16 protein-coding genes are annotated in these 16792 nt (G+C 69.1%); all 16 read left to right on the top strand.

Features of this window, described 5'->3' with window-relative positions; genetic code table 11:
* The first annotated feature begins 33 nt into the window (after positions 1-33).
* Complete coding sequence (locus tag ITJ40_RS10645) at positions 34-3933, top strand: DNA-directed RNA polymerase subunit beta' (protein WP_045929308.1); 3900 nt, start codon at positions 34-36, stop codon at positions 3931-3933.
* A 199-nt stretch (positions 3934-4132) separates the two neighbouring features.
* On the top strand, positions 4133-4612 hold the full coding sequence (locus ITJ40_RS10640) for a hypothetical protein (RefSeq protein WP_228512369.1): 480 nt from the start codon (positions 4133-4135) through the stop codon (positions 4610-4612).
* A 192-nt stretch (positions 4613-4804) separates the two neighbouring features.
* On the top strand, positions 4805-5653 hold the full coding sequence (locus ITJ40_RS10635) for an amino acid ABC transporter substrate-binding protein (RefSeq protein WP_194667051.1): 849 nt from the start codon (positions 4805-4807) through the stop codon (positions 5651-5653).
* A 44-nt stretch (positions 5654-5697) separates the two neighbouring features.
* Positions 5698-6363, top strand: a complete 666-nt coding sequence (locus ITJ40_RS10630) for an amino acid ABC transporter permease (RefSeq protein ID WP_194667050.1) — start codon at positions 5698-5700, stop codon at positions 6361-6363.
* On the top strand, positions 6350-7195 hold the full coding sequence (locus ITJ40_RS10625) for an amino acid ABC transporter ATP-binding protein (protein ID WP_228512333.1): 846 nt from the start codon (positions 6350-6352) through the stop codon (positions 7193-7195). The genes ITJ40_RS10630 and ITJ40_RS10625 overlap by 14 nt, the downstream gene beginning before the upstream one ends.
* A 73-nt stretch (positions 7196-7268) precedes the next feature.
* On the top strand, positions 7269-8270 hold the full coding sequence (locus ITJ40_RS10620) for a hypothetical protein (protein WP_194667049.1): 1002 nt from the start codon (positions 7269-7271) through the stop codon (positions 8268-8270).
* A 19-nt stretch (positions 8271-8289) separates the two neighbouring features.
* Positions 8290-8715, top strand: a complete 426-nt coding sequence (locus ITJ40_RS10615; protein WP_370532035.1) for a DUF6121 family protein — start codon at positions 8290-8292, stop codon at positions 8713-8715.
* A 264-nt stretch (positions 8716-8979) separates the two neighbouring features.
* Positions 8980-9354 carry a 30S ribosomal protein S12 gene (gene rpsL / locus ITJ40_RS10610; protein ID WP_012039312.1) on the top strand — a complete coding sequence of 125 codons (375 nt, stop codon included), beginning with the start codon at positions 8980-8982 and terminating at the stop codon, positions 9352-9354.
* Entirely contained in the window at positions 9354-9824 is a 471-nt protein-coding gene (gene rpsG, locus ITJ40_RS10605; RefSeq protein WP_012039311.1) for a 30S ribosomal protein S7, read from the top strand. The genes rpsL and rpsG overlap by 1 nt, the downstream gene beginning before the upstream one ends.
* A 47-nt stretch (positions 9825-9871) precedes the next feature.
* Entirely contained in the window at positions 9872-11986 is a 2115-nt protein-coding gene (gene fusA, locus ITJ40_RS10600) for an elongation factor G (protein WP_086506550.1), read from the top strand.
* 113 nt (positions 11987-12099) lie between these two features.
* Positions 12100-13293: an elongation factor Tu gene (tuf, locus tag ITJ40_RS10595; protein ID WP_063070786.1), complete on the top strand. Its 1194-nt coding sequence runs from the start codon at positions 12100-12102 to the stop codon at positions 13291-13293.
* Positions 13294-13440: 147 nt separating this feature from the next.
* A complete protein-coding gene (locus ITJ40_RS10590) occupies positions 13441-14409 on the top strand; it encodes a DNA topoisomerase IB (RefSeq protein ID WP_194667048.1) in 969 nt (322 codons plus the stop codon).
* A gap of 440 nt (positions 14410-14849) precedes the next feature.
* Positions 14850-15158 carry a 30S ribosomal protein S10 gene (gene rpsJ / locus ITJ40_RS10585; protein ID WP_012039307.1) on the top strand — a complete coding sequence of 103 codons (309 nt, stop codon included), beginning with the start codon at positions 14850-14852 and terminating at the stop codon, positions 15156-15158.
* A gap of 8 nt (positions 15159-15166) precedes the next feature.
* Positions 15167-15820 (top strand): 50S ribosomal protein L3, encoded by a 654-nt coding sequence (gene rplC, locus ITJ40_RS10580; RefSeq protein ID WP_012297754.1) that lies wholly within the window; start codon positions 15167-15169, stop codon positions 15818-15820.
* 2 nt (positions 15821-15822) lie between these two features.
* Complete coding sequence (rplD, locus tag ITJ40_RS10575; protein WP_015491190.1) at positions 15823-16479, top strand: 50S ribosomal protein L4; 657 nt, start codon at positions 15823-15825, stop codon at positions 16477-16479.
* A complete protein-coding gene (gene rplW / locus ITJ40_RS10570) occupies positions 16476-16775 on the top strand; it encodes a 50S ribosomal protein L23 (protein ID WP_012039304.1) in 300 nt (99 codons plus the stop codon). The genes rplD and rplW overlap by 4 nt, the downstream gene beginning before the upstream one ends.
* Positions 16776-16792: the final 17 nt, after the last annotated feature.

Here is a 16792-nt window from a genome sequence, read left to right as displayed (position 1 = left end):
TCGACTCGAAGCTTTCCAAGGAGAGAAGGAAAATTGCTCGACGTAACAACTTTCGATGAGCTGCGGATCGGCCTGGCCACGGCCGACGACATCCGCCGCTGGTCGCACGGTGAGGTCAAGAAGCCCGAGACCATCAACTACCGCACGCTGAAGCCCGAGAAGGACGGCCTCTTCGGAGAGCAGATCTTCGGACCCAGCCGCGACTGGGAGTGCTCCTGCGGCAAGTACAAGCGGGTGCGCTTCAAGGGCATCGTCTGCGAGCGCTGCGGCGTCGAGGTCACCAAGTCCGCGGTCCGCCGCGAGCGCATGGGCCACATCGAGCTCGCCGCGCCCGTCACGCACATCTGGTACTTCAAGGGCGTCCCGTCGCGCCTCGGCTACCTGCTCGACATGGCGCCGAAGGACCTCGAGAAGGTCATCTACTTCGCCGCCTACATGGTGATCAGCGTGGACGAGGATGCTCGCCACGAGGACATGCCCGGCCTCGAGAACGAGCTCCGGCTCGAGATCAAGACCCTGCAGGACCAGCGCGACAGCCAGATCGCGGAGCGCCTCGGGCGCCTCGAGACCGACCTGGCCGCGCTGGAGGCCGAGGGCGCCAAGAGCGACCAGAAGCGCCGCGCGAAGGACGGCGCCGAGAAGGAGATGGGTCAGACGCGCAAGGCGTTCGACGAGGACATCTCCCGCCTCGAGCGCGTCTGGGAGGAGTTCCGCAGCCTCAAGGTCGGCGAGCTCAAGCCCGAGGACGCCGTCTTCCACGAGCTGCAGGACCGCTTCGGCATCTACTTCGAGGCCCACATGGGCGCCGAGGCGATCCAGAAGCGCCTGGAGGCCTTCGACCTCGAGGCCGAGGGGGAGCTGCTCCGCGAGCAGATCGCCACCGGCAAGGGCCAGAAGAAGATCCGCGCCATCAAGCGCCTGCGCGTCGTCAGCTCCTTCCTCGCCACCGGCAACTCGCCGGCCGCGATGGTGCTGCAGGTCGTCCCGGTCATCCCGCCGGAGCTGCGCCCCATGGTGCAGCTCGACGGAGGCCGCTTCGCGACCAGCGACCTGAACGACCTGTACCGCCGCGTGATCAACCGCAACAACCGCCTCCGTCGTCTGCTGGATCTCGGCGCCCCCGAGATCATCGTCAACAACGAGAAGCGCATGCTGCAGGAGGCCGTCGACGCGCTCTTCGACAACGGCCGCCGCGGTCGTCCCGTCACGGGCACCGGCAACCGCGCGCTCAAGTCCCTCAGCGACATGCTGAAGGGCAAGCAGGGCCGGTTCCGCCAGAACCTGCTCGGCAAGCGCGTGGACTACTCGGGCCGCTCGGTCATCATCGTCGGACCGCAGCTCAAGCTGCACCAGTGCGGTCTGCCCAAGCAGATGGCGCTCGAGCTGTTCAAGCCGTTCGTCATCAAGCGCCTGATCGACCTGAGCCACGCCCAGAACATCAAGGCCGCCAAGCGCATGGTTGAGCGCAGCCGCGGACAGGTCTGGGACGTGCTCGAGGAGATCATCCGCGAGCGCCCCGTGCTGCTCAACCGCGCGCCCACGCTCCACCGTCTGGGCATCCAGGCGTTCGAGCCCCAGCTCGTGGAGGGCAAGGCCATCCAGCTGCACCCGCTCGTCTGCGCCGCGTTCAACGCGGACTTCGACGGCGACCAGATGGCCGTCCACCTGCCCCTGTCGGTCGAGGCCCAGGCCGAGGCGCGCATCCTGATGCTCGCCTCGAACAACATCCTCAAGCCGTCGGACGGACGCCCGGTCACCCTGCCCACGCAGGACATGATCATCGGCCTGCACCACCTGACCACCCTCAAGGAGGGCGTCGCCGGTGAGGGTCGCGCGTTCAGCTCGGTGGCCGAGGCCATCCTGGCGAAGGACCAGCTCTCGCTGGACCTCAACGCCAAGGTGCGCATCCGCCTGCACGACATCTACTTCGGCGAGGGCGAGGCGCCCGAGGGCGTCGAGCTCGACGAGAAGGGCAAGACGGTCGGTCCCGTGCTGCTCGAGACCACCCTCGGTCGCGCGCTGTTCAACGAGACCCTGCCCGTCGACTACCCCTACATCGAGGCCGTCGCCGACAAGGGCAAGCTCTCCGAGATCGTCAACGACCTCGCGGAGCGGTACCCGAAGGTGGAGGTCGCTGCTGCGCTCGACCGGATCAAGGACGCGGGCTTCTACTGGGCCACGCGCTCCGGCGTCACGGTCGCGCTCTCCGACGTGCTGACCCCGCCCACCAAGGCGGCCATCCTGTCGGGCTACGAGAAGCAGGCCGCCAAGGTCCAGGGCCAGTTCGAGAAGGGCCTCACGACGAACGCCGAGCGTCGTCAGGAGCTCATCGAGATCTGGAACAAGGCCACGGCCGAGGTCGCGAAGGCGATGGAGGACAACCTCCCCGCCGACAACAACATCAACCGCATGGTGTCCTCCGGGGCACGAGGCAACTGGATGCAGGTCCGCCAGATCGCCGGCATGCGCGGCCTCGTGTCGAACCCGAAGGGCGAGATCATCCCCCGCCCGATCGTCCACTCGTACCGCGAGGGCCTGACGGTGGCGGAGTACTTCATCTCCACCCACGGCGCCCGCAAGGGACTGGCCGACACCGCGCTGCGCACCGCCGACTCCGGGTACCTCACCCGTCGTCTGGTGGACGTGTCGCAGGACGTCATCATCCGCGAGGACGACTGCGGCACCGGTCGCGGGCTCGACCTGCCGATCGCCACGAAGGCCGCCGACGGCTCGTCCGTCCGCGACTCCAACGTGGAGAACTCGGTGTACGCCCGCTCGCTGGCCGCCGACGCGGTCAACGAGGCCGGCGAGGTCGTCGCCCCCGCGGGCAGCGACGTCGGCGACGTCATGATCGACCACCTGATCGCGGCCGGCGTGCACGAGATCAAGGTGCGCTCGGTCCTCACGTGCGAGTCCGCCGTCGGCGTGTGCGCGGCCTGCTACGGCCGCTCGCTCGCCACGGGCAAGCTCGTCGACATCGGCGAGGCCGTCGGCATCATCGCGGCCCAGTCGATCGGCGAGCCCGGCACGCAGCTCACGATGCGCACCTTCCACACCGGTGGTGTGGCATCGGCGGACGACATCACGCAGGGTCTGCCCCGCGTGCAGGAGCTCTTCGAGGCCCGCACCCCCAAGGGTGCGTCGCCCATCGCGGAGGCCGCCGGTCGCATCACGATCGAGGACACGGATCGCAGCCGCAAGGTGATCCTGACCCCGGACAACGGCGACGAGCCGCACATCTACCCGGTGCTCAAGCGCGCGACCCTCCTCGTCGAGGACGGCCAGCACGTCGAGCTCGGGCAGCAGCTGCACGTCGGCGCCATCGACCCGAAGGAGGTCCTCCGGGTCAAGGGCGTGCGCGAGGTGCAGAAGCACCTCGTGGGCGGTGTCCAGGGCGTCTACCGCTCGCAGGGCGTCCCGATCCACGACAAGCACATCGAGGTCATCGTGCGGCAGATGCTGCGCAAGGTCACGGTCGTCGAGCACGGCGACACGGACCTGCTCCCCGGTGAGCTGGTCGACCGGGCCCGCTACAACGAGGTCAACCGCGCCACGCTGACGGAGGGCAAGAAGACCGCCTCCGCCCGCCAGGAGGTCATGGGCATCACCAAGGCCTCGCTCGCGACCGAGTCGTGGCTGTCGGCCGCGTCCTTCCAGGAGACGACCCGCGTGCTCACGCAGGCCGCCATGGAGGGCAAGTCCGACCCCCTGATGGGCCTCAAGGAGAACGTCATCATCGGCAAGCTGATCCCGGCCGGCACGGGGCTCGCGAAGTACCGCGACGTTACCGTCACCGCGACGGAGGAGGCCAAGGCCGAGCGCTACCCGAACCGCATCTTCACGGATGAGTCGGTGTTCAACGAGTCCGACCTGAGCTTCGTCGACTTCGACAGCTTCAGCTCGGACGACTACACGCCCGGCACCTACAACTAGGACCGCCGGCGCGTGAGCGCACGATGAGAAGGGCCCCGCTCCGGCGGGGCCCTTCCTCGTTCCCGGGCAGGTCCGGCGTGCCCCGCCCGGCGCCCTCCGTGCCCCGCCCGGCGCTCCCGGGCGCCGCACCATCGCGGCGATACAGTGGGCGGGACCCGGCGGCCCCCGACGCCCGGGGACCCGAGGAGGCGTCGTGCGGATGCTGGAGGACGTGGTCCTGGCGTGGCGGGCGCACGCCCTCCGCCACGCGACAGAGACCTCGACCGCGCCGGGCGGCGGATCCGGATCCTGCCCCGCGTGCGACGCCTCGGTCTTCACCGGCCAGGAGGCGATCCCGCGGGACGCGCCCCACACGGCGATCCACCCGCTCGTCGCCGCCCTCGAGGTCGCGCGCGCCGAGGCGGCCCGCGACGCGCGCGAGCGGCTCTACCGCGAGACCCGCGGGCCGGTCTACCGCGACCACCCGTTCGGCATGCCCGCCTTCGTCGACTACGGGGAGCGCGACGAGGAGATCCAGCAGGCGGTGGACCAGGCGATGGCACGCGAGCTCGCGCCGCTCGCGCCCGTCATCCGCCGGGCCCTCGACCGTGTCGTGAACCTGCGCCTGCTGGAGCTCGAGGGCGAGATCGGGCCGATCCCCGACGACCGCGACGGCACGGATCCCGAGCCGCTCTTCTAGTCGCCGCCGGGGCGTGCCGATGACGCGGCGTCGTCATCCGGCGACATGGGAATACCGACACGACGAGGGCGTTGAGACCATGGCGGTCGGCGTACCGGACGGGTTCCGGGCATCTCGCGCCGCAGCACCGCGCACAGCACCCGCACGAGGCGATCCCGCTCCCGGAGATCCGCCGTGACCGCAAGGACCCCCATGACGCTCCGCTCCCGCATCCGCCCGTCCCTCGCCCTCACCGGCCTCCTGGCCGTGGCCGCCCTCGGCCTCGCGGGCTGCGCCTCGGGCGACGCGGGCAGCGGGTCCGCGCCCGGCGCCTCCGGCACCCCGGCCGCCGCCACGAGCCTCTCCGACGTGCAGGCCAAGGGCGAGCTCGTCATCGGCACCGAGGGCACGTACTCGCCGTTCTCCTTCCACGAGGGGTCCGGCTCCGGCGCCCTCACGGGCTACGACGTCGAGGTCGCGACCGCGGTCGCCGGCAAGCTCGGCGTGAAGCCGGTCTTCGAGGAGACCCAGTTCGACGGCATCTTCGCGGGCCTCGAGGCGGGGCGCTGGGACGTCATCGCCAACCAGATCTCCATCACGGACGAGCGCACGACGGTCTACGACTTCTCCGAGCCGTACACGGTGTCGCCCGGCGTCATCATCGTCAAGGGCTCCGACTCGGGCATCAGCTCCTTCGCCGACCTCGCCGGCAAGACCACCGCGCAGTCGCTCACCAGCAACTGGAACGACCTCGCCACGCAGAGCGGCGCCAAGGTCGAGGCCGTGGAGGGCTTCGCCCAGGCGGTGACGCTCCTCCAGCAGGGCCGCGTCGACGCGACGATCAACGACCGCCTCACCCTCCTCGACTACCAGAAGCAGCAGCGCGACTCGGACCTGCAGGTGGCCGCCGAGACCGACGACCCGTCGCTCAGCGCGCTCGTCTTCCGCAAGGGCAGCGACGACCTCGTGACCGCGGTCGACACGGCACTCGCCGACCTCCGCGCCGACGGCACGCTGGCGTCGATCTCCGAGAAGTACTTCGGAGCGGACGTCTCGCAGTAGCCCGCCGCGTACGCTGACGGACGAGTGCAGGACGAGGGGATCGCATGTCGAGGGAGTGGGACCTGTTCTGGTCGTCGTTCGGGCCGCTCGCGCTCGAGACCATCCGCGGCACCATCCCGCTCGCCCTCGTCACGTTCGCGTTGGGCCTCGCGATCGCGCTGGGCCTCGCGCTCATGCGCCTCTACGGCAACCGGCTCGTGTCCGGCATCGCGCGCTTCTACATCTCCCTGGTGCGCGGCACGCCGCTCCTGGTGCAGCTCTTCGTGATCTTCTACGGCCTGCCGTCGATCGGCGTCGTGCTGCCGCCGTGGCCGAGCGCGGTCATCGCCCTGTCGGTGAACGTCGGGGGGTACGCGGCGGAGATCATCCGCGCGTCGATCCTCTCCGTCCCGCGCGGGCAGTGGGAGGCCGGCCACACGATCGGCATGTCGCGCGCCCTGACGCTCCGGCGCATCATCGTGCCGCAGGCGGCGCGCGTGTCCGTGCCGCCGCTGTCGAACACGTTCATCAGCCTGGTGAAGGACACGTCCCTCGCCTCGGTGATCCTCGTGACCGAGCTCTTCAAGCAGGCGCAGCTCATCGCGTCGTCCACCTTCGAGTACATGCTGCTGTACCTCGAGGCGGCCCTGATCTACTGGCTCGTCTGCCTCGTGCTCTCGTTCGCGCAGACCCGCCTCGAGAGGAGGCTCGACCGGTATGTCGCCCACTGATCCCGTCGATCCCGCGCCCGTCCCCGCCCCGCGCCGCGAGCCCGGAGAGCCCGTCCTCACCGTCCGCGGACTCCGCAAGTCGTTCGGCGACAACGAGGTGCTCCGGTCCATCGACCTCGAGGTCCGACGCGGTGGCGTGACCGCGCTCATCGGCCCGAGCGGATCCGGCAAGACGACCGTGCTCCGGTCGCTCAACGGGCTGGAGGTGCCCGAGGAGGGCGTCGTCGAGGTCGCCGCGGCCGACGCCGACTCGCGCTCCCGCACGACCGGCCCGCTCCGCGTGGACTTCGCCGCGAAGCCCCGGAACCGGGAGCTCCTCGCCCTGCGGGACCGCTCGGCGATGGTCTTCCAGCAGTACAACCTCTTCCCGCACAAGACGGTGCTGGAGAACGTCATCGAGGGACCGGTGCAGGTCCAGCGCCGCCCCGTCGCCGAGGCGACCCGGGAGGCTGAGGACCTGCTCGCCCGGGTGGGCCTCGCCGACAAGCGCGACCAGCACCCGTTCCAGCTGTCCGGTGGACAGCAGCAGCGCGTGGGCATCGTGCGCGCGCTGGCGCTCCGGCCGCAGATCCTGCTCTTCGACGAGCCCACCTCGGCGCTCGACCCGGAGCTCGTCGGCGAGGTGCTCAGCGTCATCAAGGAGCTCGCCGACGAGGCCTGGACCATGGTCATCGTCACGCACGAGCTCGCGTTCGCGCGGCAGGTGGCCGACGAGGTCGTCTTCATGGACGGCGGCGTCGTCGTCGAGCGCGGCCACCCGTCGGAGGTGCTGCAGCATCCGAAGGAGGAGCGCACGCGCCGGTTCCTCCAGCGGCTCCTCGAGCCGTTCTAGCCGCTCGCGGCCATCTGGGCGCTCCCCGGCACGCCGCCCGGGCAGCGGGACGCCACCGAGGTAGGTTCGTGCCATGACCGACGACAGGCCCGCCCCGCACCGACAGCCCGACGAGGCCGACCAGCCGCTGGATCCCCGCACCCCGGACGAGCGCGCGACGGCCGCGGCCTTCGACGACGGCCCCGCCGACCGCGACGCGGACGCCGACACATCGACCTTCGACCAGACGGCGTTCGCCGCCCCCGTCGACGAGGACCACGAGGCGCGCGAGCGCGAGAGGCGCGAGTCCGAGGCCCGCGTCGCCGAGGCCCGGGAGCGCGACGACCGCGAGCGCGAGGCGCGTGAGGCAGCGGCCCGCGAGGCCGAGGCGCGCGAGATCGAGGCGCGTGAGGCGGAGGCCCGCCAGCGCGACGTCGAGGACAGGGAGCGCCGAGAGCGCGAGGCCCGCGAGGCCGACGCCCGGGAGCGCGACGAGCGCGACCGCCGTGCCCGCGACGAGGAGGCCGCCCGCCAGTCGCAGTCCCAGCCCATCTACGTGCAGGCGCCCGTGCCGCCGGAGAAGCGCGGCAACCGCGGCTTCGGCGTGCTCATCGCGGTCGTGGCCGCCATCCTCTTCGCGCTGCTCTACTCGCTGGGCACGGCCCTGCTCGCCTCGGTGCGCAACCCCGACGCGTTCGGCGAGGTCTTCGGCCGGTACATCGCGTCGCCGGTCTTCTACGTGCCGACCATCGCGTTCCTGGTGTTCTTCGTGCTGCTCGCGCTCCTGGTCAACCGCGGCAAGTGGTGGGCGTTCGTGCTCGGCGGCCTGCCCGTCGCGATCCTCGTCTACGCCGCCTACGTCGGCACGCGCCTCCTCCAGGGCGGCGTGATGGACCTGGCGCCCTCCGAGCAGGCGCTCCTTCTCCAGCGCACCGTGACGTTCCCCGACGGGATCCTCGCGGGCTTCCTCGCCCGTGAGCTCGTCACGTGGCTCGGCGCCGGCATCAGCGCCCGCGGCCGCCGCATCAAGGCGAAGAACGTCGAGGCCCGCGCCGAGTACGACCGCAAGCTGGCCGAGCAGCCGGACCACCGCTGACGCGTGTCAGGCTGGGGGAGTGATCCCCCTCCTGGCCGCCGTCATGCACGTCGCGCTCGTCGTGTGCGTCTTCGGCTTCGTCACGCTGCTCGGCGGTGACGACGTGATCCCCGAGCGCGACGCGGGCGTCCTCCTCGGACCCGTGATGGTCGTGAGCGCCACCCTGGTGTTCGCCGTCGGCCTGATCCGCACCACGCGCGAGGCCGACCGGGAGCGGCGGATCCCCGTCCTGCCGGTGCTCGGCTGGGGCACGGGCGCCTGGCTCGCGTACGGGATCCTGGGCGCGGTGCTCTACCTCCTGGGCGGCGCGGACGTGTTCGCGAGCCTCGCGTTCGCGCTCCGGCACCTGGTGGATCCGTTCGGCGTCGCCGTGCTCGGCATCTCGGCGCTGCTCGGTCTCGGCGCCGTCGCGCTGTCGGCTCGCGGCCCCTCGTCCACCGTTTGACCGGCGAGTCGCGGAACTGTATCGTTGCCGAGGTGTGCGCTCAGGCGTGCGCTCGTGTCGTGCCGTGAAGTCGGTGCATCCGAGCGGCCCAGGAGCGCATCGACCAGGGTTCGTCCATTCGGCCGGCCCCCACGGCATACCCGCCGGCGCCTCCCACTCCCGTGGTCGGCGGACGCGCGGGTCCAGTTGAACTCGATCCCGCTCGCCGGGGTCGAATGCTGACCATCAACCCGCTGTCACCGTGCAGCATCGAGGAGTCCCGTAGTGCCCACCATCCAGCAGCTGGTCCGCAAGGGCCGCACGCCCAAGGTCGTCAAGACCAAGGCGCCCGCCCTGAAGGCGAACCCCCAGCAGCGCGGCGTCTGCACCCGCGTCTACACGACCACGCCCAAGAAGCCGAATTCGGCTCTGCGCAAGGTCGCCCGCGTCAAGCTCAGCAACGGCCAGGAGGTGACCGCCTACATCCCCGGTGAGGGCCACAACCTCCAGGAGCACTCCATGGTGCTCGTCCGCGGCGGTCGCGTGAAGGACCTCCCCGGCGTCCGCTACAAGATCGTCCGCGGCGCGCTCGACACCCAGGCCGTGAAGAACCGCAAGCAGGCTCGCAGCCGGTACGGCGCGAAGATGGAGAAGAAGTAATGCCTCGCAAGGGTCCCGCCCCCAAGCGCCCTGTCGTCGCAGATCCCGTCTACGGTGCGCCGATCGTCAGCCAGCTCGTCAACAAGATCCTGCTCGACGGCAAGAAGGGCCTCGCCGAGAAGATCGTCTACGACGCCCTCGCCGGCGTCGCCGCGAAGAACGGCCAGGACGCCGTCGTCACGCTGAAGAAGGCGCTCGACAACGTCCGCCCGGCCCTCGAGGTCCGCTCGCGCCGCGTGGGTGGCTCCACCTACCAGGTGCCCATCGAGGTCAAGCCGCACCGCGCGAACACGCTCGCGCTCCGCTGGCTCACGACGTACGCCAAGTCGCGTCGCGAGAAGACCATGACCGAGCGTCTCACCAACGAGATCCTCGACGCATCCAACGGCCTCGGTGCCGCGGTCAAGCGCCGCGAGGACACCCACAAGATGGCCGAGTCGAACAAGGCCTTCGCGCACTACCGCTGGTAGTCGACCACCTCGTTCGACAGCACCACCAACCCCTTTCGGAGGAACCTGTGGCACAGGACGTGCTCACCGACCTGAACAAGGTCCGCAACATCGGCATCATGGCTCACATCGATGCCGGCAAGACCACCACCACCGAGCGCATCCTGTACTACACGGGCATCACTCACAAGATCGGCGAGGTCCACGACGGCGCCGCCACCATGGACTGGATGGCCCAGGAGCAGGAGCGCGGCATCACCATCACGTCCGCCGCGACGACGTGCTTCTGGAACAAGAACCAGATCAACATCATCGACACCCCCGGGCACGTCGACTTCACCGTCGAGGTGGAGCGTTCGCTCCGCGTCCTCGACGGCGCGGTCGCCGTGTTCGACGGCAAGGAGGGCGTCGAGCCCCAGTCCGAGACGGTGTGGCGCCAGGCCGACAAGTACGACGTGCCGCGCATCTGCTTCGTCAACAAGATGGACAAGCTCGGCGCCGACTTCTACTTCACGGTCGACACGATCATCAACCGCCTCGGCGCGAAGCCGCTGGTCATCCAGCTGCCCATCGGCTCCGAGGGCGGCTTCGAGGGTGTCATCGACCTCGTCGAGATGCGCGCGCTCACCTGGCGCGGTGACTCCAAGGGAGACGTCGAGCTCGGTGCGAAGTACGACATCGAGGAGATCCCCGCGGATCTGCAGGACAAGGCGGACGAGTACCGGGCCAAGCTGCTCGAGACCGTCGCCGAGACCGACGACGCGCTGCTCGAGAAGTACTTCGGCGGCGAGGAGCTGACGGTGGCGGAGATCAAGGCCGCCATCCGCAAGCTCACCGTCAACAGCGAGATCTACCCCGTGCTCTGCGGCTCCGCGTTCAAGAACCGCGGCGTCCAGCCGATGCTCGACGCGGTGATCGACTACCTCCCCAGCCCGCTCGACGTGCCCCCCATGGAGGGCCACGACGTGCGCGACGAGGAGAAGATCATCATCCGCAAGCCCGACTCGACCGAGCCCTTCTCGGCGCTCGCGTTCAAGGTCGCGGTGCACCCGTTCTTCGGTCGTCTCACGTACGTCCGGGTCTACTCGGGCACCATCGCGAGCGGCTCGCAGGTCATCAACTCGACCAAGGGCAAGAAGGAGCGCATCGGGAAGATCTTCCAGATGCACTCCAACAAGGAGAACCCCGTCGACTCGGTCACCGCGGGTCACATCTACGCGGTCATCGGGCTCAAGGACACGACCACGGGCGACACGCTGTGCGACCCGCAGGACCAGATCGTCCTCGAGTCGATGACGTTCCCCGAGCCGGTCATCGAGGTCGCGATCGAGCCGAAGACGAAGGCCGACCAGGAGAAGCTGGGTGTCGCCATCCAGAAGCTCGCCGAGGAGGACCCGACCTTCCGGACGGAGCAGAACCAGGAGACCGGTCAGACGGTCATCAAGGGCATGGGCGAGCTCCACCTCGACATCCTGGTCGACCGCATGAAGCGCGAGTTCAACGTCGAGGCCAACGTCGGCAAGCCGCAGGTCGCGTACCGCGAGACCATCCGCGGCACGGTCGACAAGCACGACTTCACGCACAAGAAGCAGACGGGTGGATCCGGGCAGTTCGCCAAGATCCAGATCAAGATCGAGCCCATGGAGGTGACCGCGGAGAAGACCTACGAGTTCGACAACAAGGTCACCGGCGGTCGCGTCCCCCGGGAGTACATCCCCTCGGTGGACGCGGGCATCCAGGACGCGCTCCAGGTCGGCATCCTCGCCGGCTACCCGATGGTCGGCGTGAAGGCGACGCTGCTCGACGGCGCCGCGCACGACGTCGACTCCTCGGAGATGGCGTTCAAGATCGCCGGCTCGATGGCCTTCAAGGAGGCCGCGCGCAAGGCGAAGCCCGTGCTGCTCGAGCCGCTCATGGCCGTCGAGGTCCGTACGCCCGAGGAGTACATGGGCGACGTCATCGGCGACCTGAACTCCCGTCGCGGCCAGATCCAGGCCATGGAGGACGCGAGCGGTGTGAAGGTCATCACCGCGAACGTCCCCCTGTCGGAGATGTTCGGGTACGTCGGCGACCTGAGGAGCAAGACCTCGGGCCGTGCGGTGTACTCGATGAGCTTCGGCAGCTACGCCGAGGTCCCGAAGGCTGTCGCCGACGAGATCGTCCAGAAGAACAAGGGCGAGTAGCCCTCCAGTTCGAGCGGCATCCGCCGTTTCAGTACCATAAGCAAGATCTCCAACACGCAGGGCGTCCGGGAACACCCGGACGCCCCGCAACCGAGTCCTGAGGAGGACCCACAGTGGGTAAGGCCAAGTTCGAGCGGACCAAGCCGCACGTCAACATCGGAACGATCGGTCACGTCGACCACGGCAAGACGACGCTGACGGCAGCGATCTCCAAGGTCCTGGCGGACAAGTACCCGTCGGCGACCAACGTGCAGCGCGACTTCGCGTCCATCGACTCCGCTCCCGAGGAGCGCCAGCGCGGCATCACGATCAACATCTCGCACGTCGAGTACGAGACGCCCAAGCGTCACTACGCTCACGTCGACGCCCCGGGTCACGCTGACTACATCAAGAACATGATCACGGGCGCCGCCCAGATGGACGGCGCGATCCTCGTGGTCGCCGCCACCGACGGCCCCATGGCGCAGACGCGTGAGCACGTGCTGCTCGCGAAGCAGGTCGGCGTGCCGTACCTGCTCGTCGCGCTCAACAAGTCCGACATGGTCGACGACGAGGAGATCCTCGAGCTCGTCGAGCTCGAGGTCCGCGAGCTGCTCTCCAGCCAGGACTTCGACGGCGACAACGCCCCCGTCGTCCAGGTCTCCGGCCTCAAGGCGCTCGAGGGCGACGAGAAGTGGGTCGAGCAGATCGTCAAGCTCATGGACGCGGTCGACGAGTCCATCCCGGAGCCCGTGCGCGACAAGGACAAGCCGTTCCTCATGCCCGTCGAGGACGTCTTCACGATCACCGGTCGTGGAACCGTCGTCACGGGTCGCGCCGAGCGCGGCACCCTCGCCATCAACTCGGACGTCGAGATCGTGGGCATCCGTCCCACCGTCAAGACCACCGTCACGGGCATCGAGATGTTCCACAAGCAGCTCGACGAGGCCTGGGCCGGCGAGAACTGCGGGCTCCTGCTCCGCGGCACCAAGCGCGAGGACGTCGAGCGCGGCCAGGTCATCGTCAAGCCGGGTTCGGTCACGCCGCACACGGACTTCGAGGGCACCGCGTACATCCTCTCCAAGGAGGAGGGCGGGCGTCACAACCCGTTCTACGCGAACTACCGTCCGCAGTTCTACTTCCGCACCACCGACGTCACCGGCGTCATCACGCTGCCCGAGGGCACCGAGATGGTCATGCCCGGCGACACCACCGACATGAACGTCGCGCTGATCCAGCCGATCGCCATGGAGGAGGGCCTCGGCTTCGCCATCCGCGAGGGTGGCCGCACCGTCGGCGCCGGCACGGTCACGAAGATCATCAAGTAAGACAGCTCCACCAGCACCACCTCCGACAGGGTCGGGCCGTCATGGCCCGGCCCTGTCGGCCGTTAAGGGGCGGCGAGGTGTCACGGCTGGCCGGGAGCATTCGCATCGCGCCCTAATCGATGGCGGTGGTGCGCGTAGGTTCGACCAATGGTCAGACTCCGGCGCAGCGACGCCACCGGCAAGGGCTACACGCGCAAGCGCTCCGGCAGGGGCTGGACCTACCTCGACGCCGACGGGAACCGCGTCACCGACCGGGTGCTCCGTGCCCGCATGGAGCACCTCGGCATCCCGCCGGCCTGGACCGACGTCTGGATCGCGCCCTACGAGAACGGGCACGTGCAGGCGACGGGCATGGACAGCGCCGGCCGCCGGCAGTACATCTACCACCCGACCTGGCGCGAGCAGAAGGACCGGGTCAAGTTCGACCGCTCGCTGCAGCTCGCCGAGTCGCTCCCGGCCGCGCGCCGCCAGGTCACCATCCACCTCAGGCAAGAAGGCTTCCCGCGCGAGCGCGCGCTGGCCGCCGGCTTCCGCATGCTCGACACGGGCAGCCTCCGCGTCGGCAGCGAGCGCTACACCGAGTCGAACGGCAGCCACGGGCTGTCGACGCTGCTGTGCTCGCACGTGACCGTCCACGACGACACCGTGCACCTCGAGTTCCCGGCGAAGAGCGGGCAGGAGTGGTCGAGCGACATCCGCGACCATGACCTCGTGCAGGTCGTCGGGGGCCTGCAGGAACGCGGTCCGAACGCGCGGCTGCTGGCCTACGAGGACGACGGCGAGTGGCACCCGCTCGGTGCGGCCGACATCAACGACTACGTGCGGGAGCGGACGGGCGGCGAGTTCACCGCGAAGGACTTCCGCACCCTGCACGGGACGGTGGCCGCCGCCATCAGCCTGGCGAAGCACGGGCCGGAGCCCACGAAGGGGAAGCGGCAGCGGGCGCTCGCGCAGGCGTACCGCGACGCCGCGGAGGTGCTCAGCAACACCCCGACCATCGCGAAGAACAGCTACGTGGATCCGCGCCTCGTCGACGAGTACGTCCACGGCCGGACGATCGATCCGCAGCGTCTCGCGTCGGGGGAGACGGAGCTGCGGAACCTGCTGTTCCGATGACCGCCGCGGCGCCTCGACGCCGCCGGCGCGAGGCGCCGAGAGCCCCGGAATCACGGGGGAGTGGGCGCGACACGCCCGGGTTGCACGCGTGGCCGGACTATGACAAACTCGTCTAGTTCAACATTCCGGTGCACGGCGCCCTGCGCGCGAGACATCGGATCACTGCCAGGCAGTGCATAGCCGCCCGGAGCGCTCGTCGCTCCCTGGGCAGGTTAGGCCGCGGGCAGCAGAGCAGAAGCACACGACACCCACCGGATGAGCACCGCTCGTCCGCGCCCGCATGCGGGCGGGTGCACGAGCTGCCCGAGGCCGCGTCCCACGATGCGCGCCCGGGTGCACCACGGATGGGGCGCGCCACGAGGCCGGGCCATCCGAGCGAGGGACACACGCGTCCAATACGGTCCGAGGCCGCATGACGCACGAAAGAGAGAGAGTCACACATGGCGGGACAGAAGATCCGCATCCGACTTAAGTCGTACGACCACTCGGTCATCGACTCCTCGGCCCGGAAGATCGTCGACACGGTGACCCGCGCGGGCGCCACGGTCGTCGGCCCGGTGCCGCTGCCCACGGAGAAGAACGTGATCTGCGTGATCCGTTCCCCCCACAAGTACAAGGACAGCCGCGAGCACTTCGAGATGCGCACGCACAAGCGTCTGATCGACATCGTCGACCCGACGCCGAAGGCGGTCGACTCGCTCATGCGACTCGACCTCCCGGCCGACGTCAACATCGAGATCAAGCTCTAAGGGAACCCATGTCTACCGCTAACAGGACTTTCACCGGTCTGCTCGGCACGAAGCTGGGCATGACGCAGGTGTGGGACGAGAACAACAAGCTCATCCCCGTGACCGTCGTGCAGATCACCCCGAACGTCGTCACCCAGGTGCGCACGCCCGAGGTCGACGGCTACGGCGCCATCCAGATCGCCTACGGCCAGATCGACCCCCGCAAGGCCGACAAGCCGAGCACCGGCCACTTCGACAAGGCCGGCGTCACGCCGCGCCGCCACCTCACCGAGGTCCGCACGGCCGACTTCGCCGAGTACACGCTCGGCCAGGAGATCACGGTCGGCGCCTTCGAGCCCGGCACCAAGGTCGACGTCGTCGGCACCAGCAAGGGCAAGGGCTTCGCCGGCGTCATGAAGCGCCACAACTTCAAGGGCGTCTCGGCCTCGCACGGTTCGCACCGCAACCACCGCAAGCCCGGCTCCATCGGCGCCTCCTCGACCCCCAGCCGTGTCTTCAAGGGCATGCGCATGGCCGGTCGCATGGGCGGCGAGCGCGTCACCGTGCTGAACCTCGTCGTCCACAGCGTGGACGCCGAGAAGGGCCTCCTGCTCGTCAAGGGCGCAGTGCCCGGCGCGCGTGGCCGCATCGTCTTCGTCCGCAACGCAGTGAAGGGGAAGTAGTCATGGCTACCGACACCCAGCTCGACGTCCTCGACGCGACCGGTGCAGTCACCGGCTCCGTCGACCTGCCCGCGTCGCTGTTCGACGTGCAGACCAACGTCCCGCTCATCCACCAGGTCGTCGTCGCCCAGCTCGCCGCGGCGCGCCAGGGAACGCACAAGACCAAGGGCCGCGGCGAGGTCTCCGGCGCCGGCCGCAAGCCGTTCAAGCAGAAGGGAACCGGTCGCGCTCGTCAGGGCTCGATCCGCGCCCCCCAGATGACCGGCGGTGGCATCGTCCATGGACCCACGCCCCGCAACTACTCGCAGCGCACCCCCAAGAAGATGATCGCCGCGGCTCTGCTCGGCGCGCTCTCCGACCGCGCGCGCGGCGCCCGCCTCCACGTCATCGAGAGCCTCTCCGCCGGAGACGTCCCCTCGACGAAGACCGTGGTCGCGCTGCTCGAGGGCATCGCCACGAGCAAGCACGTCCTCATCGTGCTGGAGCGCACCGACGAGGTCAGCCTCCGCAGCGTGCGCAACATCCCGACGGTCCACGTGCTGTCCTACGACCAGCTCAACGCGTACGACGTGCTCGTGAGCGACGACATCGTCTTCACGAAGGGCGCGTACGACGCGTTCGTCGAGTCGAAGACGGCCAAGGAAGAGGTTGCCGCATGAGCGCCACCCAGAAGGATCCCCGCGACATCATCATCGCGCCGGTCGTCTCCGAGAAGAGCTACGGCCTGATCGACCAGGGCAAGTACACGTTCATCGTGGACCCCCGCTCGAACAAGACCGAGATCAAGCTCGCGATCGAGAAGATCTTCGGCGTGCAGGTCGCGTCGGTCAACACGCTCAACAAGCAGGGCAAGACCCGCCGGACCAAGTTCGGGATGGGCAAGCGCAAGGACACCAAGCGCGCCATCGTCTCCCTCAAGTCGGGCTCCATCGACATCTTCACGACTGTCGGCTGAGACCGGGACTAGGAAAA

The sequence above is a fragment of the Clavibacter sp. VKM Ac-2872 genome (genome assembly GCF_015351105.1).
Lineage (GTDB): Bacteria > Actinomycetota > Actinomycetes > Actinomycetales > Microbacteriaceae > Clavibacter.
The sequence above is the reverse complement of the archived record's forward strand: the minus strand, read 5'-3'. Positions and strand labels throughout refer to the sequence as shown.